The 23,797-nt window shown below is 43.2% G+C and carries 15 protein-coding genes; 12 read left to right on the top strand and 3 right to left on the bottom strand.

What is annotated here, in order from left to right:
* The first annotated feature begins 67 nt into the window (after positions 1–67).
* From ACYQ3L_RS13595 to ACYQ3L_RS13550, 10 genes are all read left to right on the top strand, one after another.
* Positions 68–1,933 (top strand): FAD-dependent oxidoreductase, encoded by a 1,866-nt coding sequence (locus tag ACYQ3L_RS13595; protein ID WP_379999426.1) that lies wholly within the window; start codon positions 68–70, stop codon positions 1,931–1,933.
* Between the two features lie 340 nt (positions 1,934–2,273).
* Positions 2,274–3,824, top strand: coding sequence for a sulfatase family protein (locus tag ACYQ3L_RS13590; RefSeq protein ID WP_379999424.1), 1,551 nt, complete (start codon positions 2,274–2,276; stop codon positions 3,822–3,824).
* A gap of 5 nt (positions 3,825–3,829) precedes the next feature.
* Positions 3,830–5,284 (top strand): sulfatase family protein, encoded by a 1,455-nt coding sequence (locus tag ACYQ3L_RS13585; protein WP_379999422.1) that lies wholly within the window; start codon positions 3,830–3,832, stop codon positions 5,282–5,284.
* 39 nt (positions 5,285–5,323) lie between these two features.
* Positions 5,324–8,344, top strand: a complete 3,021-nt coding sequence (locus ACYQ3L_RS13580) for a glycosyl hydrolase 2 galactose-binding domain-containing protein (RefSeq protein ID WP_379999420.1) — start codon at positions 5,324–5,326, stop codon at positions 8,342–8,344.
* 40 nt (positions 8,345–8,384) lie between these two features.
* The gene (locus ACYQ3L_RS13575) at positions 8,385–10,703 is read left to right on the top strand and encodes a glycoside hydrolase family 3 N-terminal domain-containing protein (RefSeq protein ID WP_379999418.1); all 2,319 of its coding nucleotides are present in this window, start codon (positions 8,385–8,387) and stop codon (positions 10,701–10,703) included.
* Positions 10,704–10,734: 31 nt separating this feature from the next.
* Positions 10,735–13,929 carry a SusC/RagA family TonB-linked outer membrane protein gene (locus ACYQ3L_RS13570; protein ID WP_379999416.1) on the top strand — a complete coding sequence of 1,065 codons (3,195 nt, stop codon included), beginning with the start codon at positions 10,735–10,737 and terminating at the stop codon, positions 13,927–13,929.
* Positions 13,930–13,942: 13 nt separating this feature from the next.
* Positions 13,943–15,640 (top strand): RagB/SusD family nutrient uptake outer membrane protein, encoded by a 1,698-nt coding sequence (locus ACYQ3L_RS13565; RefSeq protein WP_379999414.1) that lies wholly within the window; start codon positions 13,943–13,945, stop codon positions 15,638–15,640.
* 24 nt (positions 15,641–15,664) lie between these two features.
* On the top strand, positions 15,665–16,666 hold the full coding sequence (locus ACYQ3L_RS13560) for a hypothetical protein (protein WP_379999412.1): 1,002 nt from the start codon (positions 15,665–15,667) through the stop codon (positions 16,664–16,666).
* Positions 16,667–16,802: 136 nt separating this feature from the next.
* Positions 16,803–18,386: an MGH1-like glycoside hydrolase domain-containing protein gene (locus tag ACYQ3L_RS13555; RefSeq protein WP_379999410.1), complete on the top strand. Its 1,584-nt coding sequence runs from the start codon at positions 16,803–16,805 to the stop codon at positions 18,384–18,386.
* A gap of 120 nt (positions 18,387–18,506) precedes the next feature.
* A complete protein-coding gene (locus ACYQ3L_RS13550) occupies positions 18,507–18,986 on the top strand; it encodes a hypothetical protein (RefSeq protein WP_379999408.1) in 480 nt (159 codons plus the stop codon).
* A gap of 260 nt (positions 18,987–19,246) precedes the next feature.
* On the opposite strand, the gene ACYQ3L_RS13545 is transcribed toward ACYQ3L_RS13550, so the two are convergent.
* Entirely contained in the window at positions 19,247–19,633 is a 387-nt protein-coding gene (locus tag ACYQ3L_RS13545; protein ID WP_379999406.1) for an Arm DNA-binding domain-containing protein, read from the bottom strand.
* Between the two features lie 49 nt (positions 19,634–19,682).
* Here ACYQ3L_RS13545 and ACYQ3L_RS13540 point away from each other — a divergent pair, with 49 nt between their 5' ends.
* Entirely contained in the window at positions 19,683–20,021 is a 339-nt protein-coding gene (locus ACYQ3L_RS13540; RefSeq protein ID WP_459952424.1) for a hypothetical protein, read from the top strand.
* 19 nt (positions 20,022–20,040) lie between these two features.
* Positions 20,041–21,453: an amidophosphoribosyltransferase gene (locus ACYQ3L_RS13535; protein WP_379999404.1), complete on the top strand. Its 1,413-nt coding sequence runs from the start codon at positions 20,041–20,043 to the stop codon at positions 21,451–21,453.
* Between the two features lie 107 nt (positions 21,454–21,560).
* Here the strand turns inward: ACYQ3L_RS13535 and ACYQ3L_RS13530 are convergent, their stop codons facing one another.
* Together ACYQ3L_RS13530 and ACYQ3L_RS13525 are read right to left on the bottom strand one after the other, a co-directional pair.
* Complete coding sequence (locus tag ACYQ3L_RS13530; protein WP_379999402.1) at positions 21,561–23,237, bottom strand: putative transporter; 1,677 nt, start codon at positions 23,235–23,237, stop codon at positions 21,561–21,563.
* 275 nt (positions 23,238–23,512) lie between these two features.
* Positions 23,513–23,728 carry a heavy-metal-associated domain-containing protein gene (locus ACYQ3L_RS13525; protein WP_379999400.1) on the bottom strand — a complete coding sequence of 72 codons (216 nt, stop codon included), beginning with the start codon at positions 23,726–23,728 and terminating at the stop codon, positions 23,513–23,515.
* Positions 23,729–23,797: the final 69 nt, after the last annotated feature.

The following is a 23,797-nucleotide window of genomic DNA, read 5'->3' as shown; positions in this document are numbered from 1 at the left end:
TTTCAAACTTATTCATTTGTATCACTTAAGAGCTTACTTATAAAGGAATACTGAAAATTTATCTATTATGCAAAAAATATTTATTGTTATTCAATTTTTATGTTTGTTATTTTCCGGTAGTCTTACAGGACAAACTGCCAGTTATGATCTTGTTATAGTCGGAGGAACGCCCGGAGGTATTATGGCGGGTATCGCGGCTGCACGGGAAGGAAAAACTTCTGTCATTCTGGAACGGACTAATAATATTGGTGGTCTTCCTGTAAATGGGCTGGGAGCTACCGATATCGCGACACGAGGAGCTACCACCGGACTGTTCAGGGAGTTTGTCGATGGGGTATTATCCTACTATATAGAAAAATATGGAAAAAACTCCGAACAGGTAAGCGTGTGTAATGGAGGGTATCATTTTGAGCCCCATGTCGCCGCGATAGTTATAGATCGTATGCTGGAAACGGAGAAGGATAAAATCACCGTCTTTAAACAACGCCAGTTTGATGCTCTTTCCCGGAATGTAGAAAGAAAGGATGGCGTTATAAAAAGTATCAGGATATACAACCGGGAAACAAAAAAAACAGAACAATATGCCGGAACTGTTTTCATAGACGCCACATATGAAGGAGACCTGGGCGCTGCCGCAGGTGTTCCTTTCTCTATTGGGAGGGAAGGCAGGAATGAATATGATGAAATAGGAAGCGGCGTATTATATAAACTCTGGGACAGCCCTGAGCTGGAAGGGTCCACTCATGCGGCGGATAACGCCGTTCAGGCGTATAATTACAGGTTATGCCTGACTAAAAATCCGGAAAACAGAATACTGCCTCAAAAGCCGGAGGGATATAAGCGTTCCGATTATATTTCTTTGATTGACGACGTTTATCTGGGGAGGTATGCCGGGTCGGGAATATTGAAGGTTACACCTGAAATGCAGCAGGCTAATAAAAAATATCTGTTGGAAGGCGGAGAAAAGACCTCCATTCCGGGCGACCCATGGGGAATATCCAAAATTATCAATATGGTTGCGTTACCGAACGGGAAAACAGACGCGAATAATCAGCATTTAGCCCTGATTTCAACCGACTTGCCTGAGGAAAACTGGAAATGGCCTACAGCCAATTGGGAATGGAGGGACAAATTTGCCAAACGACTGGAAGAATATATTACAGGCTTGCTTTGGTTTGCCCAAAACGATAAGGAATTACCTGAAGCATTCAGGATGGCATGTCAGGAATGGGGATTTGCTAAAGATGAATATCTTGATAACCACCATTTTCCACGTCAGGTTTATGTGCGGGAAGGACGCCGTTTACACGGCAAGCATATCTTTACAGCAAATGACGCTCTACCGGTAACCAGGGAAGGACGCCCGCCATTGTATCGTTCCAGTATCACATCCAGCCATTATGCATTGGATTCCCATGCCGTCCGAAAGCGCGAGAAGGAGAAGCTGGCGCTCGATGGGTTTTTCAGTTACGGCTCGGCAGTTTACACGGTACCCTATGAGGTAATACTTCCCTGGGACGTGAAAAATTTATTAATACCCGTTCCTGCTTCTGCAACACATGTCGGTTTCTCAACATTGAGGATGGAGCCTTGCTGGATGGCGCTTGGACAAGCGGCGGGAGTTGCCGCGTCAGTTTCTATAGACCGGAATATCGAACCGGGACAGGTGAATATAGAAGATGTCCAGGAAATTTTGTTGAAAGGGAAAACTACATTGTTCTATTTCTCTGATATGAAAATAAACGACCCGGATTTCGAAATAGCTCAATATATGGGACTCCGTGGATACCTGCCGGGATGGATGGCTGAGCTGGATAAGGAAATTGATCCGGAAACTTCCATAATATGGATGGAGAAATCGGGCATTTCTTTCAAACCTGAAAAGAAAAGCCGTAGAGAAATTTTGAGAAGCATTTATACTTTAATAAAATAAGTATTTTTTGACCTGATATGAACACAAACATTCATCAACTATTTATTATCCGGTATAAACCTTAACCTATATCAGTCAACGGGGGAAATAACTTTGCACCGGAAATATCATCCAATGCCATATTGCCCCATCCTCATTTTGTTAACTCTGCTTAAAATCAACAAATTGTCACGTCTGTATATAGATGCGGAAATTAATTGAATGTTTTAGCTGTAATCAAACCCTTTTAAGCAAAATCCAAACCTCATAATTGTAGAATTACCATAAAATTGCATCATGGAAACAGGTTCCGCATTATTCTGGAACTAAGAACATATATCTAAACAATAGATTTAATATTATGAAGCGATTTCCTTATAAAAAAGTTTTTGCCGGATTATATTCCGCATCTGTCGCTGTTGCCGGAGGAAGTTTGCTGCATGCTCAAACCAATGCAGACAGGCCCAATATTCTTTTTATCATGTCCGACGACCATACGTCACAGGCGATAAGTGCATACGGAGGGTACTTAGCCCCTTATCTGCCTACTCCTAATATAGACCGTATTGCAAACGAAGGGGTAAGAATGGATAACTGTTTCGTTACGAATTCCATCAGTACCCCAAGTCGCGCCTGTATTCTGACAGGCCAATATAGCCAGAAAAACGGAGTGTATACCCTAGATGACTCGTTGAACCCGGCTTTGCCTACAGTAGCAAAGGAACTACAACGGTCAGGCTATCAAACCGCTATTATCGGTAAATGGCATTTGGGTACAGAACCAATGGGTTTCGACTATTATAATGTCTTGCCCGGGCAGGGCAGGTATCACAATCCCTTATTTATAGAGAAAGGGGACTGGGATAAAGGAGAAGGCGGCAAGCCAAAAACAACTGAATACAAAGGTCATTCTACCGATGTGATTGCTGACGAAACCATTAAATACCTGCAATCGGCAGGCAAAGACAAACCGTTTTTTGTCATGTGCCATTTTAAGGCACCTCACCGTCCATGGGAACCGGCTGAGCGTTTCAGGAAACTGTTAGATAGCGTGGCTATACCTGAACCCCGGAATCTGCTTGACACTTATGAAGGGAAAGGGCTGTATACGCACTCTCTGACCATGTCTATGGAAAATATGGATTGGAATGATCTGAAAGGGAATATGCCTCCAGAGAATATGAGCCGTGATGAAAAAAGACATTTTGTATACCAGATATATATAAAAGATTACCTGCGCTGTATTGCCGGAGTCGATGAAAATATAGGACGTATCCTGAACTATCTGGACGAACATGGGCTTTCTGAAAACACAATTGTAATCTATACAGGTGACCAGGGTTTCTTCCTCGGCGAACATGGTTGGTTCGATAAACGGCTGATGTATGAAGAATGCCTGCGTATGCCTCTGTTGATACGTTATCCGAAAGAAATAAAACCAAAGGGAATCAATAAGGATATTGTTCTTAATCTGGATTTTGCCCCTTTATTTCTTGATTATGCCGGAATCGAAACTCCCGGCTATATGCAAGGTGAGAGCTTCCGTAAAAATCTTCAGGGAAAGACAACTCGGGATTGGCGCAAGTCTATGTATTACCGCTACTGGATGAATGACGACTGGCACCATCATGTTCCCGGAAATTATGGAATACGTACCGACCGGTATAAGTTAATCTATTACTATGCCCAATCCCTGGGGATGAGCGGTACCGGCAAAAAGGCGCTTAAACCTGAATGGGAACTATACGATTTGCAGGAAGACCCTGCCGAGATGCATAATATATACAGCGACCCGGCTAATAGGGAATTAATAAAACTTCTCAAAGAAGAATTGCTGTTACTGAAAGAAAAATATGGAGACGAAGATAAGAATTATCCTGAAATGGAACGATTGAACGAAAAATACTGGTAGAAACAATGATGCATCAGATAACAAAGATAACGTTTGCCTGCTGCGGATTAGTCTCCTTCCAGGCATATGCCCAGAAAGCGCCCAATATAATCCTCATTCTGGCTGATGATATGGGCTATGGAGACCTTACTGTAACGGGGGCTACCCAATATCATACTCCGGCTATTGACAGGCTGGCCGGTGAAGGAATGACCTTTACGCAGTTCTATTCGGCCCAGCCGATAAGCAGCGCGTCACGCGCCGGATTGCTGACAGGCTGTTACCCCAACAGGGTGGGAATCAGCGGGGCTTTGTATCCTCAAAGTAAAATAGGCTTAAACAAAGATGAGGAAACGATTGCCGAAATATTGAAAAAAAAGGGATACATGTGCGGCATGGTAGGTAAATGGCATTTAGGAAGTATGCAACCCTTTCTGCCTTTGCAAAACGGGTTTGACGATTATCTGGGGTTACCTTATTCCAACGATATGTGGCCAGTCGATTATGAAGGGAACAGGGTTACTCCAGACTCCGGCCTGGCTCATAAATTAAGGCACCCGGCGTTACCGTTGATTGATGGAAATGAGAAGGTAAAAGAAATATGGACACTGGAAGATCAAGGCCAGCTAACCACGCTCTATACACAGAGAGCCATACAATTTATCAGGAAATGCAAACATGAAGAAACTCCTTTCTTCCTCTATTTTGCACATTCCATGCCACACGTGCCTCTGGCTGTATCCGGCAAATTCAAGGGAAAAAGCAGGCAAGGGCTATATGGGGATGCGATGATGGAAATCGACTGGAGCTTACAGGAGATCATGAACACCCTTAAAGAATATCAGTTAGACGAAAATACGCTTATCATCTTTACTTCCGATAACGGGCCATGGGCTAATTTCGGAAATCATGCAGGAAGCACCGGAGGATTGCGGGAAGCAAAAGCCACTACTTTTGAAGGCGGGCAACGGGTACCATGTATTATGAGATGGAAAGGAGTCATCCCCGAAGGAAAAATTTGCAATGAACTAACGTCTGCCATTGACATCCTGCCTACTCTGGCAGAAATCACAAAAGCTGCTTCACCTTCGAATAAAATAGACGGAGTAAGCATATTACCGTTATTAACCGGGAATATGGATGAATCGCCCCGCAAGTACTTTCTCTACTACTATGGCGGCAATGATCTGGAAGCCATTAGGGACAGCCGGTTTAAATTGATTTTTCCCCATGAACATGAGTCTTACCGTACAAACCTGCCGGGAAACGACGGTTTTCCGGGCATAAGGGGCCGGTCAAGGATATCCGTGTCATTGTTTGATATGCGCCGTGATCCGGGCGAGCAATATAATGTCGCAGACTTATATCCCGATGCCGTTAAACGCCTGTCGGCTGTAGCCGACAGTGCCAGAACAGACCTAGGTGATAATCTCACCAAACGCGAAGGAGAAAACCGCAGGCCGCATGGTTCAATTGAATAAAGAAACCTCATATGTTATAAAAAATTCAAATTCAAAATTATGATCAACCCTAAAAAACTTGTATTGACCTTGTCATTGCTTACAATGATACTAATGACCGGTTGCATACATCTGTACGGAATAAAAAATATCGCTTTCCGGCGGGCTGTTTATCAGTCCAGTGCCATTAACTTCAATTCCACAGGCCATCTCATCACCGATGGCATCTATACTGTCAATAAGTATGGCAGTATCAGTCAAAACCAACAGTTGGACAGCCGTTGGGTAAGTAAGACAAACAGAGATGAATGGGTTTATGTCGATCTGGGGACCCAGAGTAAAATTGAAAATATAAAATTATATTGGGATACTGAAAATTTTGCGACCCAGTATGAAATACAGGTATCCGACGATGCTAAAGAGTGGAAAACCATTTTTTCACAACAAAAGGGCGATGGAGGTACAGCGTTATGCCCGGTAAAAAATACGGAAACAGCCCGTTTCGTCCGTCTTAATTGTATCTCGGGCAAGTGGAGCAATTTCTCCCTCATCGAAATGGAAGTATCCGGATCGAATAATATCGATCATAAACCGGAAGCAGTGCCAGCTCCGTCTTCCAATGGAACGCAATATTTGACAGGAGGCAACTGGCGTATTCAGAGGGCATCCGAGGTACCTGTCCAGGATGGAAAAAAACTTTCCTTATCCGGTTTCAATGATGCAGGCTGGCTTCCGGCAACAGTTCCCGGAACAGTTCTTATGTCCTATCTGAAAGCCGGAGCCATACCGGATCCGAATTATGGAGAGCAGCAACGGCTGGTTTCGGACTCTTATTTCACCGCCGATTTCTGGTACAGGAACAAATTTGAAATACCATCTTCACAAAAAGGGAAAATAACTTGGCTGAATTTTAATGCCGTTAATTGGAAAGCCGATGTTTTCTTTAACGGAACATACCTCGGACGTATTGACGGGGCTTTTATCCGCGGGCAGTTCAATATTACAGACTATGTAAAGTGGGGAAAAGATAATTATCTGGCGGTACTTGTTCATAAAAATGATACCCCGGGAGAAGTCACTATTCAGACAAAAGGAAATCCCGGACACAACGGCGGACTTCTGGGAGCAGATAATCCGACAATCCACGCCAGTATCGGGTGGGACTGGCTCCCGACCATACGTGGTAGAAATATAGGTATATACGACGATGTTTTTATTTCCTACACTCAGGATGTGCAGTTATTAAATCCATGGATTACCGTAGACCTCGATACCGGGAAAAAAGATTTTTCAAAAGCATATCTTTCTGTAAAAACGGAAGTGAGAAATTCCTCGGATAAAAAGCAGGAAGTATTTGTCAAAGGTAAAATACAGCCATCGGGATTAGATTTTCAAAGTCCGGTATTCACCCTGGAGCCGGGTGAAACACGGGAGTTATCCGTCGCTGACCTGACAATGGTAAATCCGCGCCTATGGTGGCCGAATACATATGGAGAGCAATTCCTCTATACTGCGCAACTTGAAGCTGTCACTGGAGACAGGCTGTCGGACAGTATTGGTTTTAAATTCGGTGTCCGTGAATTTACATACGATACGAACAGGCCACTGACAATCTATTGCAACGGTACACGTATTGTATGTCGGGGAGGGAACTGGGGTATGGACGATGGTAATTTGGCCGCAACCAGTGATGATTACGACATCAAGATCAAAATGCATGCCGAAGCAAACCTGACTATGATCCGCAATTGGATCGGAATGACCCGGAAAGATGCTTTCTACCGTGCATGTGATAAATACGGGATTTTGATATGGGATGACTTTTGGCTGGCAAATCCCGGTGATGGCCCTGATCCGGACAATGAAGTTATGTTCATGCACAATGCCATCGATAAAGTAAAGCGAAACCGGCACTATGCTTCAGTGGCTTTATACTGCGGACGGAACGAAGGGAATCCTCCTGAATCGCTGGACAAAGACCTTGCCTTATCTACCGAACGCCTGGACGGAACACGGACTTACATATCCCATTCCGCAAACGGAGCGGTTAGCGGCTGGGGACCATATGCTGTCCAGGATCGCGAATGGTATTTCGAGAATACATTCCCTACTATTCACAGTGAAAGGGGAATGCCCAACATACCTGCCTATGAAAGCCTGGCGCGTATGCTTCCTCCTGAAAACCACTGGCCTGTTGATGATGTATGGGGTATCCATGACTTTACGATGGAAGGGGCGCAACATGGCAAGAAATTCCTTGAGGAAATGAATCGGTATGGAACATACAATGACCTGAAATCCTTTTCCAGGGTAGCGCAGATGGTAAATTATATTGGACATAAAGGTATTTTCGAACCGGTTTATACCAATAACAGTAACGGAATGCTCATGTGGATGAGCCAGTCATCGTGGCCATCAATGGTTTGGCAAACTTATGATTATTACTATGATACGAATGCTGGGTATTTTGCTGTCAAGCAGGCCAATCAGCCTGTTAATCTGATTTATAATCCATCTACCCAGGATTTTGTATTGACGAATAATACAACGGAAGATAAGGACGGCTTAAATATTGTTATCCGGCTTTTCGATCTGAACGGAAAACTGTTGAAAGAAAGCGTTTTTGTAAAATCAGCCGTTGCAGACAGCAGAAGCATTATTTCGAAACTTGAGTTGAAAGAACTGTCAGGACTGATCTTCATAAAATCAGGGATTTATGAAAAAGGCAGGATTATTGCCGATAACTTCACATGGATTGATGCCGACGGGAAAAAAGATTATACCAAGCTATCGGAAATTCCACAGGCAAAACTGAAAGGAAACTCAGGACCGGCAGATAACGGATATTATAAAATCACAGTAACCAACGAGGGGGATAGTCCGGCACTTCTGATTCGCATAAAAGCGATTGACACCCAGTCCCAGGGGCAAATACTACCTGTCTATTTCAGTGACAATTATTTTTCATTGATGCCCGGAGAGTCTAAGGAAATCAGTATAGAGCTTCATAATAAAGCTATCGGACAGGAAGATGTTTCTTTCCGGATAGAAGGCTGGAATATTTCCGGTCAAAATCTATAAAACAAAACATATTGATAAACAAACAGATGATATATAGAATATGAAAAAACATTATTTGATAAGATGGATGGTTGTTTCAGCCGCTTTGATAACTGTTGCCGGTTGTTCAACCGATGACAAAGACTTGTATAAGTCTGCCGGCCAGCCTGTGGAAAAGCGTGTTGAAAATCTTTTGTCGCAGATGACTTTGGAAGAAAAAGTCGCGCAGATGTGCCAATACGTAGGATTGAAGCATATGCAGATTGCCGAAAAAAATATGACGGTAAAGGAATTGAAGAAAAACCATGCACAGGGTTTTTACCCCGGGTTACATTCTTCTGATCTTGTACATATGGTTGAAGAGGGAATGATCGGCTCTTTCCTTCATGCGACAGACCTGAAAGAGGCGAATTACCTGCAAAGCCTTGCACAGAAGAGCCGGCTGAAGATACCATTGCTCATGGGTATCGACGCTATTCACGGCAATGGGCAATGCGTAGGAGCGACGATCTATCCTACCCCTATCGGGCAAGCATCAACCTTCGATCCCGCTCTGGTAGAGCAAGTCTCGAAAGAGACCGCACTGGAAATGAGGGCTATGGGATCGCATTGGTCTTTCACCCCAAATGTGGAAGTAGCACGGGATCCGCGTTGGGGAAGGGTTGGGGAAACTTTCGGAGAAGATCCGTTCCTTGTCTCGAAAATGGGCGTTGCAACCATAAAAGGCCTGCAAGGAGAAAATTTCGATACACCGGAGAATGTTCTGGCCTGTGCCAAACATTTTGTAGGAGGAAGCCAGCCTGTAAACGGTATCAATGGAGCGCCTTTCGACGGCTCCGAACGGACACTGCGCGAGATATTTTTCCCGCCTTTCAAAGCTTGCGTAGAAGCAGGCGCTTATACGATAATGACTGCCCATAATGAAGTGAACGGAATACCGGCACATGGTAATAAATGGCTGATGCAGGACATATTAAGCAAAGAATGGAATTTTAAAGGATTTATTGTCAGTGACTGGATGGATATAGAACGGATGCATGATTACCATAGTGTGGCGGAATCGATGGACGACGCATTCATAATGTCAGTCAGTGCCGGAATGGATATGCATATGCATGGTCCCGGATTTATGGAAGGAATTGTAAAAGCTGTCCGTGAAGGCAAGCTATCTGAGAAAAGAATAAACGAATCCGTACGCAAGATATTGACTGCAAAATTCAAGCTGGGGCTATTTGAGAATCCCTATTACGATGAGGTTAAAAGTAAAGAGGTGCTGTTTAATCCCTCCCATCAGAAGACGGCCTTGGACATAGCACGTAAATCCATTGTGCTTCTTAAGAACGATAATATCTTACCTCTTACGGAATCAAAGTATAAAAAAGTATTTGTAACAGGCCCTAATGCAGACACTCATGTAATCCTGGGGGACTGGGCTGTTCCACAACCCCGGGAAAATATAGTTACTGTCCTGGACGGATTGAAACGGATTTCACCGGAAACGCAGTTCACAACACTGGAGTTTGGCTGGAACCTTCGGACTATGAAGCCAGAAAAAATAAAGCAGGCCGGTGTTATGGCAAAACAGGCCGATCTGGCAATTGTCGTGGTCGGGGAAAATTCGATGCGTGAACATTGGGGAGAAAAAACATGTGGGGAAAATACCGACCGTATGGATATTAATCTCCCCGGATTACAGCAGGAACTGGTCGAAACTATTTATAACACAGGAGTACCGACTATTGTGGTTTTGATCAACGGCCGGCCGTTAGGAGTAGAGTGGATAGCCGGAAATGTACAGGCCCTCGTTGAAGCCTGGGAACCGGGTTCCTTCGGTGGCCAGGCCATAGCCGAAATATTGTATGGTAAAGTAAATCCATCTGGGAAGCTGCCTGTCACCATTCCCCGCAATGTGGGGCAGATACAGTGTGTTTATAACCATAAATATACTACAAAATGGTTTCCGTATGCTATCGGTAACAGCGGGCCTCTGTATCCGTTTGGCTATGGATTGAGCTATACAACATTCAAATATGAAAATCTCAAAATAGAAAAAGAACAGGTTACATCGAAAGAATCTGTGACAGCTAGTATAGATGTAGTTAATGCCGGACAGTTTGACGGTGAAGAGATTATTCAGCTTTATATCCGGGACGATTATAGTTCGGCTACGCGTCCGGTAAAAGAATTAAAAGACTTCAGCAGGATATCCCTGAAAAAGGGAGAAAGGAAAACCATCTCATTCCGGCTGACTCCTGAACAGCTGGCTTTTTATAACGCCGATATGGAATACGGAGTCGAAGAAGGCACCTTCACGCTAATGATAGGTTCGTCGTCCCGTGACGAGGACTTGCAAAAGATCACGTTGAAAGTTAAGAATTAATGTATTATTTATAAACCTATTTTATTTAACTATGAGAAAAACGTTAGCCAAGAAAAAAACATTATTGGGGACTATTCTGTGCTTGCTGCTGATTTGCGCAACCGGAATAACCAATGTTGCAAACGCTCAGTCGAAAAGCACAAATTCAGAAACACAAAAGGGAGTGATAAGCGTTTCGGGAAAGGTTGTTGACGAAACCGGGGAAGCGTTGATCGGGGTCTCCGTCGTCATTGAAGGGACTACACAAGGTACAATCACTGATGTAGACGGTAACTATTCTATTAATGTAAAACAAGGGCAATCGCTGAAATTTTCATATGTCGGTTATACTGCACTTACTGTTAAAGCGGACAAAGAAAGGATAAATGTAGAAATGCAGTCCGCCGGGCATGCATTGGACGAAATGATCGTCATAGGGTATGGCGTGCAAAAAAAGAAATTGATAACAGGCGCTACAATACAGGTAAACGGTGACGATATATTGCGCCGTAATACTGTCAATGCTATTGGCGCCTTGCAAGGACAGACTCCGGGGGTGAATATTATTAAATCGAATGGAAAACCCGGGGAAGGATTCAAAATTACCGTACGCGGATTGGGTACCGTTGGCAATTCTACTCCGTTGTACATCGTGGACGGTATAATAGGAGCGGATATAAACACGCTGAACGCTGCCGATATAGAATCCATAGATGTACTCAAGGATGCAGCATCCGCAGCCATCTACGGTGCACGTGCGGCAAATGGGGTAATCCTTGTAACAACAAAGCAGGGAAAAGCCGGAAAAACGCAAATCAGTTATGACGGATATGTAGGGTGGCAGAATATTTACAAAAAACCGGGTATGCTGAATGCGAAAGAGTATGCGATGATAATGAATGAAGCCCGAATGAATGACAAACTTACCCCTTATGATTTTTCTACGCTGGTACCTGACTGGGATCGTATCGAACGTGGGGAGTGGCAGGGTACAGACTGGTTTGGGGAGATGCTGAACAAGGATGCCTTAACTCAAAACCATGCAATTAACGTAACAGGAGGAACAGACCGCTCTGTCTTCTCTTTCGGGGTTGGGTACACTTCGCAGGAAAGTGCCCTGGTACCTAAAAATGTAAATTCTCAGTACGAACGTTATACTTTACGCATAAACAATGAATATACGGTTTTCAAGGGGGAAGGCCATAATATCCTGAAAGTCGGGGAAAACCTTCATTATAATTTCGTTCAAAAGACAGGACTCGGCATGGCTACAGGAGGACAGACCGGTAATGATATTTACTGGGCGCTGACGACAAGTCCGTTTATGCCCGCTTACACCGAGTCCGGTGATTTTCACGGACCTGTCGGATGGGCACCACAAGCCAAGAATCCGCTTGCTAACCTGTATTATGACCGTTCACAAGGAGTAAGTAAAAGACATGGTTTGAGAGGAAACATATATGCAGTTCTCGAACCTGTCAAAAATCTTACTTACAGGACAAGCTTCGGGATAAATATGTCGGCATCCAGTAACCGGTCGTATCAAATGGCAAACTATATAAGCGCGAATCAGTACAGGTATAAAAAAGATGAAAAAATAAGCCAGGATATGTCTGTTGGTACAAACTGGGTATTCGAGAATATGCTCACCTATGATCTGGCACTCAGTGAAAGCCATCACTTCAACGTTATGGCCGGTATGACAGCAGAGAAGAGCGGTTTGGGCGAAAACGTCGGGGCATCCAATGTGAACCCTATTTTTGATGATATGGATCATGCCTATCTGGGTAATACGCCAGCGGTACTTGTGGGTGGAACGTCTTATTCAGGTAGCCCGTGGGGCAAAAGCAGCCTGGTTTCTTATTTTGGCCGTATCAATTATGATTTTCAGGAAAAATACATGGCTACAGTAGTGATGCGGGCCGATGGTTCTTCCAACTTTGCAAGAGGACACCGTTGGGGATATTTTCCATCGATATCTGCCGGCTGGATTCTGACGAATGAAAATTTCGCTGAAAGTATCCGTGGCTGGGCGGATTATCTAAAGATAAGGGCAAGCTGGGGACAGAACGGTAACCAAAGTATTACCGGGTTTCAATATGTAGCCCCTATAAGTTTTGACCTAGCAGACTATTTCTTCGGGCCCGACAAATCGGTCAGGGCTTTAGGAGCATATCCGAATCGCCTGGCAAATCCTGACGTGAAATGGGAAACATCCGAACAGTTAAACTTCGGTGTGGACGCCCGTTTCTTAAAAAGCCGGCTGGGGCTGACTTTAGATTTGTATAATAAAACAACAAAGGACTGGCTGGTGCAGGCTCCCGTTCTGGCCTCCTATGGAGCGGATGCTCCCTATATCAACGGTGGCGATGTAAGGAACAAAGGTGTTGAGCTCGCTTTGACCTGGGACGACAAAATAAGTGATTTTCGTTATGGCGTAAATGCGAATGTCAGCTATAATAAGAATGAAGTATTGAGGATAGCCAATTCGGAAGGGGTTATTCATGGAGCAAAAAATGTACTGAGTCAGGGCACCGATGAAATGTACCGTGCGCAGGTAGGTTATCCTATAGGTTATTTCTACGGCTATAAGTCAGATGGAATTTTCCAAAACGAAGATGAAGTCAGGGCATATGTAAACAGTAAAGGAGAAATGCTGTTGCCGGAAGCCCGTCCGGGAGATATTCGCTTTGTCGATTATGATAACGATGGCGTTATCACTGTAGATGACCGGACAATGATAGGTAACCCTCATCCGGACGTCCTTTTTGGGTTTTCACTCAATCTGGGGTACAAAGGATTTGATCTGTCGGTTGTTACAAGTGGAATGTTAGGCAACCAGATCGCCAAGTCATACCGGGAGTTTGCTGCCAGCCCGCTTCATAACTATACGAAAGATATATTGGACAGATGGCATGGAGAAGGTACCTCAAACAAAATACCAAAATTAACAGCCTCAACGGATATCAGTCATCAGTATATCTCCAGTTTGTATCTTGAAAACGGGGACTACTGGCGTATAAACAATATTATATTAGGATATGATTTTAAAAGGCTCCTGAAAAGTATTCCATGCGAACAGGTACGTCTTTATATCTCCCTTCAAAATCCTTATACCTTCACCAAGTATTCAGGAATGGATCCGGAAATAGGCTATGGCGATGGTAAAGGCTGGGTGTCGGGTATAGATGTAGGTAATTTCCCGGGTACCAGAACTTTCTTTATCGGATGTAATTTAAAATTCTAAAAAAATGACAATCATGATGAAATATATAAACAAAATAATTTTGCTCCTATCCCTTGTGCTATTATTTGCTTCCTGCGGTGAAAGTTTTTTGGATACGGAAAATGTGATGGAAAAGAGTACAGAGAACTTTCCTAAGACAGAACAGGACGCACAGCAGGCACTGACAGGAGTATATTCAGGGCTGGCTAAGACGGCAGGCGGTATTGACCGGCAAAGCCTTTTCATGGTATCGGAACTTATGTCTGACGACCGCCTTGGGGGTGGTGGAACAGATGACAGGTACGCACAAGCTGTAGACCGTTTTCTAGTTACGAATAATGACATGTTCAGTGGCGCGTGGGCAGCATATTATAAAGCTATCTACCGGGCCAATTCCTTATTGGAAACAATCGACCTTGTACCGTGGACCGAAAATAATATGGCTGTAAAGAACAAAATACTTGGCGAAACTTATTTCCTAAGGGCATATTTTTACTTCGATTTAGTGCGTATGTTCGGTTCAGTTCCCCTTCTGACCTCTACAGAAAAGGTGAATAAGCCCAAGACCGCGGCTAATGAAATATATGCCCAAATAGCCGAAGATTTGCAAAGGGCAATAAATATGTTGCCCGAACAATCCTTTCAGGAAATGCCGGAATCAGACCTGGGACGTGCTACCAAATGGACAGCCCAAGCCTTGGTGGCAAAGGTGTTCCTGTTCTATACAGGCTATTATAAAACGGATGCCCTGCCCACAAATGGGGACAAAATCAGTAAACAGCAGGTAATACAATGGATCGATGAGTGTATTTCAAGAAGCGGGCACGGGCTGATTACTTCTGACTTTAGAAACTTGTGGCCCTACTCTTATTGCAGTGAAGGAGGATTCTATAGTAAATACCCCGTGTCACAGGGGTTAAAATGGATACGTGAAACCGGCGATAATATAGAAACTGTTTTCGCTGTCAAATATTCTATCTATGGAGGATGGAGCGGAGCGGAACATTATTCGAATATCATGATACAATTTTTTGGATTAAGAAACGCCGCAAATTGGAAAACGTGTTTGCCTTTCGCCATAGGTTGGGGATGGGGAAATGTAAATCCTAAATTGATGGCAGAGTGGCCTAACGATGACCCCCGTAAGGAAGCGTCCGTTGTAGATTGTGCAAGGGAAATTAACGGATTTGTATGGAATGTTGCCCAGAATATGGATGAAACTGGATACATCCAGAAAAAGTATATTCCCCTCAATGTTCTGGATAAAGATGGTAATATATGTCCATACAGTATGGAACTTTATGGTATGGCTCAAAAAGACCGTCAACTCCAACATACGCAGGATATGGTCATAATACGTTTTGCCGATGTGTTGTTGATGGCAGCCGAATTAGGCAGTTCAAAGGCACAGGAATATATGGACAGGGTACGCGGCCGTGTAGGCTTGGCTTCTGTTCCCGCTACGCTGGAGAATATTAAAAAGGAACGCCGCTATGAACTTGCGTTCGAAGGTGTACGCTATTATGATATTTTACGCTGGCACGATCAGGATGTCCTTACTGCCAATCAAACGGATATTCCCGTGAAGGATGTTGGTGTGGATTATAAAAGGAATATTGTATTCCGTACTGAAACAGGAGGTTTTCTGCAAATACCTCAAACACAGATAGACTTATCGGAAGGTGTACTTACCCAGAATCCGGGATGGGAATCGGGACAACATCTATATTAACTGTAAAATTAAAATTGTTGGAATATGAAAAATTATAAGCTATTAATATTAGTACTGTCAGTAGTACTTTTCTCGATGATTTCCTGCCTCGACCCGGTAGAATCGGACCGGAGTCTGGAAGCTCTTCCTTCGGAAAGCGTGTTTGATATAGAAGTCTATCCACTCACGCCGGGGACAAATGCTATTGTGCTCAAAAACAATACTACCCAGTACGCTCCTTACTGGAACTACGTAGCCGGAATATCTACCAGGCAAATAGATACGGTATTTATACCTTATACAGGTGAATATACAATTACTTTTACAGGTATGTGCGACGGGGGACCAGTATCTACCCAGAGGAAAGTTATAATTGCTTCGGTTGACTGGCCAAAATATCCTTCGGATGAAGTAGAGTTGCTGTTAAAATATGATTTTGAGGACGGAACCTTCAATCCCCTGATAGGAACGCAGGCTAAACTGAGCGCTACATCATTTGATAACCACATTGAGGACGGTAAAAACAATGTTACTTTCGTTCCATTCGAAGCTCCAGAGGGGATTGGTGTAAGAAGATGCATACATGACTTTGGGCAATTACCCGAACATATTAATTGTACGAGTGAAACAGAAGTACTTAACGCTACTACAGCGGGATCGCAAAAAAGCGATTATCTGACCTTTACCGTCACCCCCGAAGCAGGTAAAAGACTCGATCTTAAATGGCTAAGCTTTAAGCTACAGGCTCGCACAACTGAACGCTTGGGAAATAATAAGTTATCTTATTTTGCTGCCCTGTACAGCAATGTAGATGGTTTCTCTGTGGGTAAACGCTTAGGAAATCCCGTTGAAGTTTTCGCAAATGAAGTCAATACGGTTAGCGGATGGGTTATGAATGAAGTAGATATCAGTTCTTTGGCTACGCAGAAAGATAAGCCTGTGGAATTCCGTATTTATTTCTGGCGTATCGGTAACGCTGACCCTAGAAATGACCGCTTTGTTGAGTTGGATGACGTAAAATTACACGGGTTCGTTGTTAATGAATAAAATTGGTTTATGGGGCGAATATTTTTTTCGCCCCATATAGATTAATGTTCGTCCATTCAACCGGAGACTCTCTATTTTTACACATTTGTAAACAAATTAATGTCTGATTGAATTGGTCGTACCAAAAATAAAATATATGGTAAATACCTTCTTCATAAGAAACAGTATAATTATACTATTATCGCTTTTTAGCATAAATACGCTTTCAGCTCAAAAAAGCCTTCTTACCGATATCCCGAATCGTTATGTCTCTGAAAACAAATTCCTCCAAAAGAGTCCCGACAATATGATTCCCCGGTCCTTTGAAGAATGTAAGGCGAAGCTCCCTCAACCCGAATGGGAAGCGTGTCCCGATGCTATCAGCGCCTATTGGAAAGCTTGGGAAATTGCATTTTCAAATCTGTATACTGTAGAACCGGGAAGCGGATTGATCTCACCTTATATAGATGCAGCGTTCAATCGCCATCTTTTTATGTGGGATAGTAGTTTTATGGTAATGTTTGGGCGTTATGGGAAAAACGCCTTTAATTTTCAGCAAACACTGGATAACTTCTATGCAAAACAACATAGAGATGGCTTTATAAGCCGGGAAATTTCTCAAATAGACGGGAGTGAAAGTTTTGAAAAATACGATATCTCGAGTACAGGCCCCAACCTGTTACCCTGGGCTGAGTGGGAATATTATCTTATGTTTGGTAATAAGGAAAGGTTAAAAGATGTTTTTCCCGCATTGCTTGCCTATTACCAATGGTTCAGGTCAAATTACAGTTGGCCGGACGGATCGTATTTCTCTTCAGGCTGGGGCTGTGGTATGGATAACCAGCCCCGTCTGCAAAAAGGTTACAGTGTTGATTTCAGCCATGGATTTATGTCGTGGGTAGATATTACAATTCAACAGGTATTTGCCGGAAATATTCTGGTTGAAATAGCTGAAATCATTAATCGCAGGGACGATGTTAAGGATATAATAGAAGAAAATAAATTTCTGAGACAGTATGTCCGAGATAAAATGTGGGATGAAGCTTCCGCTTACTATTATGATTTATATAGAGACGGCACCCCCAATTATGTAAAAAGTATAGCGGCATATTGGTCTTTACTGGCAAATATAGTCCCGGATGATAAGTTGGAACGCTTTTTAGAACATCTGAGCAACCCTATGGAATTTAATCGTAATCACCGTCCGCCCACATTGTCCGCAGATCATCTAGGATACGAACCGGACGGCGGATATTGGCGTGGCGGCGTATGGGCCCCCACAACTTATATGCTATTAAAAGGGCTGACTAATTGTAAACAGGATTCCCTGGCATACGAGATTGCCTTGAATCATTATAACAATGTCATAGATGTATATAACAGGACAGGTACATTATGGGAGAACTATGCTCCTGAAAAAGGGTTCTTCCCAAAACAAAGCCGTAAGGATTTTGTCGGCTGGACAGGTATTACCCCTATAAGCATTTTGTTCGAATATATTTATGGGATACATATCCAACCTGAAGGAAACAGCGTTGTCTGGGATGTCCGGCTTACCGATACGTTTGGCGTAAAAAATCTACCTGTTGGGAAAGGAAATTTTGCCGATTTCATATGTCATAAAAGGAAGAGAAAGACAGACAAGCCTGATATCCGGGTAAAGTCAGACCGGGATATTACTTTGAAATTAATATGGGAGGGCGGTTCCGAAATTATATATATCAAAGGTACTTCTCTTTGATTATTAGTTATGAGAAGCTGGCAGTTGTAAACTTTAATTCCATTTGTTATTATTTATAAACATTAAATAAATAGGAGGTTGTCTACGAATAAACGGACAATCTCCTTTTTTCAAATAATCATGAAACGATTTATCACTACGAAGTTCTTCTGCACATTGCAGGAGGCTTCACGTAAAGATATCGACATCGACACCCGGACATTGGAAAGCAGCTATAACGAGTTTGCCGGGCTTCTGTTTACTCAAAGCACCGCTTCTACCGATAAGACCGTATATCGCAACACACTTGCTTATACCCGCGCTGAATTTGCAGGATTGACAGGCGTATCGGGAAAAAATGTAAGGACTTATCTGTATAAAGCCATTAAGCTGGTCGACATACATATTGAGTGGGTGGAAAGGCAATTGCTGGCGGAGCCGAAACTCTTTTATACACAGATTGATACGCCATGGAAGAAAGTCTCACCTATGACAGGATCTTCTGCGTTCGACTGGCAAATTTCGGATAACGACCTTATAGAGTTGGCCAGATCGCTGTATGTCGCCAATATCTCCTTTCATAAAGGAAAGAGAACCAGGTTTATAGATATTGAAAAATAACTGGAAGTCTTTTTCAACAGGAAGGTGAATCGGCCGCATAATAAAGTAACGCGTATCAACGAAATGGCGGATGTCTCGCCATTTCTGGATTTGCTTAAAGACAGCTATATGAACGATCCGGATTCAAGGCTTTAGCCGCTGAAAGAAGGAGGTATTTCGAAAAAGAAATATCTCTTTCTTGGTTATAAAGTATTATGACGAACGGAAGATTTACGATATAGTTGCAGGGCGTATGCTGGAAGCTTTCTCCGGACAATGTATTATTGTTCGAATCCCGCCTTACTATAGTCTTTTCCCACCCGTGCAGAAATAGCATCATTCATTGTCCGGAAAGAATCCAGTACTGTAGGCTGGATGGAAGCTATACCCTGTACGGCATTTTTCAGGTCATCGGCATCGACCTGAGAATTAATTTCGCTCAACTCTTTATAGCGGGTGTGGATAACCCGGTTGATTTCTAGAGCCTGGTGGCTTTTGCCTTTCACCCGTCCTGCTTTGGTATCCCACAGGTTAGTATCAGCGTCTATTTTCAGACTGAACTGCGACACGGATTTACCGATACGGATGTATCCCATTACAGGGCAGAGGCCTCCTTTGTTGCGTTGGTTCTTTTTTAGGTAGAACAAACCCTTTAGTTCCGGTTTCATAGGCTCATTTTTTACATTTAAGTTATATATCAATGAGCTACAGAATGTTATGAAAAACAGGGCTAAACAGGGAAAGAAAATCCTTCGGATAAATTCGATTGCCAAAGGATGGATTATACTGCCCTTTGCCTTTGCAGATCCGGTTGTTTTGCTACCTTTAACCGTGGATTTCACGATAAAAAATGGTAACATAAGTACAATAAGTATATTAATTAAAAATATTAATCTGTTGCTTACAGGGCGAATATTTCAACGAAAACCAGTACTTTTATATCCCAATCTGAAAAAACAAGGCATCACGCCTTATGTTATCCATATAAGTATAACTATGATTGGCAGTTATGATGACTTTAAGGCACAATATAAAATTACCTTTTTGCGACTATAATTAAAAAACACAATAGAAAATGGGTGGTTTCTTTGGAACAATATCTAAAACAGCCTGTGCTACAGACCTTTTTTACGGCACGGATTACAACTCTCATCTAGGTACCCGCAGGGGAGGAATGGTTACACTCCATGACGGGACTTTTAAACGGGCTATTCATAATCTGGAAAATTCATATTTCCGTCTGCGCTTCGAAGCCGACCTGGATAAATTTCAGGGCAACTCAGGTATCGGTATCATCAGCGATACCGACCCTCAGCCTATATTTATCAGTTCCCATCTGGGCAAATATGCAGTGGTAACGGTCGCCAAAGTAAACAATATAGATGAGCTGGAAAAGGAACTGCTCGATAAAGGTTGTCACTTTTCGGAATTTAATGCCGGACAAATTAATCAAACGGAGCTGATAGCTCTCCTTATCTCACAGGCCAATACCTTTGTAGAAGGGATAGAGCTTGTTCAGGAAAAGATAAAAGGCTCTTGTTCCATGCTTATCCTTACCGAAGAAGGAATTATCGCGGCACGTGATAAATGGGGGCGTACCCCCGTCCTTATAGGAAAGAAAGACGGAGCATATGCGGCAACAAGCGAACCTTGCAGTTTTCCCAATCTGGAATACGAATTAGAATATAATGTCGGGCCGGGAGAAGTAGTCATGCTTACTGCCGACAGTATGACCCAACTGCGCAAACCAAATAAAAAGATGCAGGCCTGCTCTTTCCTCTGGGTGTACTATGGTTATCCGGTATCCGACTATGAAGGGATAAACGTGGATGCTGTGCGCTATGCCAGTGGACAAGCCATGGCTAAGAAAGACGATACGGAAGCGGATTATGTGGCAGCTATCCCCGACTCGGGTATCGGGATGGGCCTGGGATATGCCGAAGGAAAAGGAATCCCTTATCGCCGTGCCATTATCAAATATACCCCTACGTGGCCGCGAAGCTTTACACCGGCAAATCAGAAAGTGCGGGATCTGGTAGCTAAGATGAAACTGATCCCAAACCGGGAACTGCTAAGGGATAAGCGGGTAATATTCTGTGACGATTCCATTGTACGGGGCACGCAGCTCAACGACAATGTGAATATACTCTACGGATACGGAGCCAAAGAAGTACATATCCGTTTAGGTAGCCCGCCGATTTTGTTCTCATGCCCTTACCTGGGTTTTTCGGCATCACGTTCACCATTGGAACTGATTGCCCGCCGTACAGTGGAGGAACTCGAAGGTAATCACGCAAAAGATCTGGATAAGTACGCGACTACCGATTCGCCGCAATATAAGAATATGATAGACTGCATCCGTAAAAAGCTGAATATAACAACACTGAAGTTTATTACAGTAGAGGACCTGATCGCATCGATCGGACTGCCCAAAGAATGCGTTTGTACATATTGCTATAATGGCGCTAAGCCGGAAGAGGAAGTATAGTTACAAGATACGAGTTACAAGATACAAGTCGGCTGACGCATGAATAAATGGCGCAAAGCGACAAAACTCGTAACTTGTAACTTCCCGAAAGGCGAAGTAACTCGTAACTATATAAAGAACATCAGCAACAGTTGCGTAAAGATTATCCGGGCAAACATAGATACGGGATAAACAGTGGCATACGCTACTGATGGTTCATCGTCTTCTATTATCGAGTTTACATAGTTGAGCGCCATTGGGTTTGCCATACTGCCGCATAGCATTCCGACACATCTGGCATAGTTGAGTCTGAACATCTTCATGGCAAACAGGGCTATAATAATGATAGGAACAACGGTCAGGATAAAGCCGAAGCCTATCCATATCAGTCCCTCTGTCTGGAATACCGTATCGAAGAAATGCTCTCCGGCGCTGACTCCCAAGCATGCCAGATAGACCGTGAGCCCGAACTGGCGCATCAGCAAGTTTGCACTCTGAGTCGTATATGTAGTAAAGCGGAATCGTGGGCCAAATGCGCCCATCAGTATTCCTACAATGATAGGTCCCCCGGCTATACCCAGCTTCACAGGGAATGTCATACCCGGGAAAGGCAATGGTAATGCACCCAAGATAAGACCTAAGGCAATACCGGCAAAAATAGCGATGAGGTTGGGACGGTCGAGACGTTTCTCTTCGTCACCGAGTATTTTAGCCACATTGTCTATCGACGCCTTTTCTCCTACCACTGTGAGCTTGTCGCCTATCTGCAACGATAAGTCCGGGGAAGCAAGCAGGTCTATACCTGCGCGGTTGATACGGGTAATATTGATCCCATAATTGTTCCTAAGTCTTAAAGCACCCAGTTTCACACCATTGACCTTGCTGCGGGTGACAATGATGCGGCGCGATACAAGCTGGCTGTTATCTATATGATTCCAGTCTATATCTTCCTTATTCCAGTCCACGTTTTCCTGCTCACCGAACAAAACCTTGATATGCTCTACATCCGATTTAATGGAGATAATCAGTAGGTGGTCATCATGTTGCATCACACTTTCGGACGTAGGGATAGTCACTTTACCATCGCGCCATATGCGTGATATGACAAAACGCTTTGGAGACAGCTTCATTAAATCACGGATTGTCTTTCCTTCTATAGCAGGATTAGTCACATGAAACTCTCCTACATATGTATTATGGTCTTTTTTCTCGCTGGGAACAGCATAGGCTCCTTTGGCCACAAATACCTTCTTCAGAAATATGATAGCCAATATTACACCTACTACTCCCAAAGGATATGCAACGGCTGTAGCCAATGCCATATCAGCTATGGCTTTTGCATCTCCGCCGGTTATTTGCTTCAAGGCTTGTTGGGCAGCACCAAGAGCCGGAGTATTTGTAGTGGCTCCACATAGGATGCCTACCATATTAGGTAAAGAAATATCGCTTACGATACTGAATATAAGCGCCATTACCAAACCGAGGAATACAACGCCCAAAGCCAGCAGATTTAAACGAAGGCCACCTTTCCGCAGAGATGAAAAGAAGCCTGGACCAACCTGTAATCCCAACGCATAGATAAACAGTATAAGCCCGAAGTTCTGTGCAAAACTAAGCATATCTTTATTCAGGTCAAGGTTGAAATGCCCTAGTATAATGCCGACAAAGAAAACAAAGGTGATACCCAGTGAAATATTGAACAGTTTCAACTTGCCCAGTTGCAACCCAATGGCCGAAACGACCGAAATAACTATAATAGATTGAACCGACGAGGGCTCAAAAATGGTCTCCATTAACCAATCCATGACATTACACAACGTTAGAAATGCTGCGACAAAGGTAAGACAATAAAAACGAATGCGCCAATATTACACGGATGAAAATTCTGGTAACTATCTGAATATTTTCGTAAAAACTTTATCTATATATAAAAAGAAAGCGTTCTTTGAAAAGTTTATAAAGCTTCAGTATAACCAGAGATATAAATAATTAAAAAGTATTTAGATATTTAATAACAGAGATGAATTCACTCAAAAAACAGGCGACTAATTATATAATCAGCCGCCCGTTAAATAATGCTTTATATCGTTTCTATTTTGAATCCGGCCTTCTGTACAGTATCTATTACTTCACTTTCGGTGATGCCGTCCGATACTACAGTCAGTACCTTATTCTTATTCGTGGTATCAACATTCCAGTTTGAAATGCCCTTCACTTCATCGAGGAATGGGGTAACTTTGGCGATACATCCGCCACAATTGATATTGGTCTTAAATGTAAATGTCTTTGTTTCCATATGTTTAATGAGTTATGAGTTATAAGTTATGAATTACTTTGCCCTACCAGTTATGAGGGTTATAAATCT

Source organism: Dysgonomonas termitidis (genome assembly GCF_054657735.1).
The sequence above is the reverse complement of the archived record's forward strand: the minus strand, read 5'-3'. Positions and strand labels throughout refer to the sequence as shown.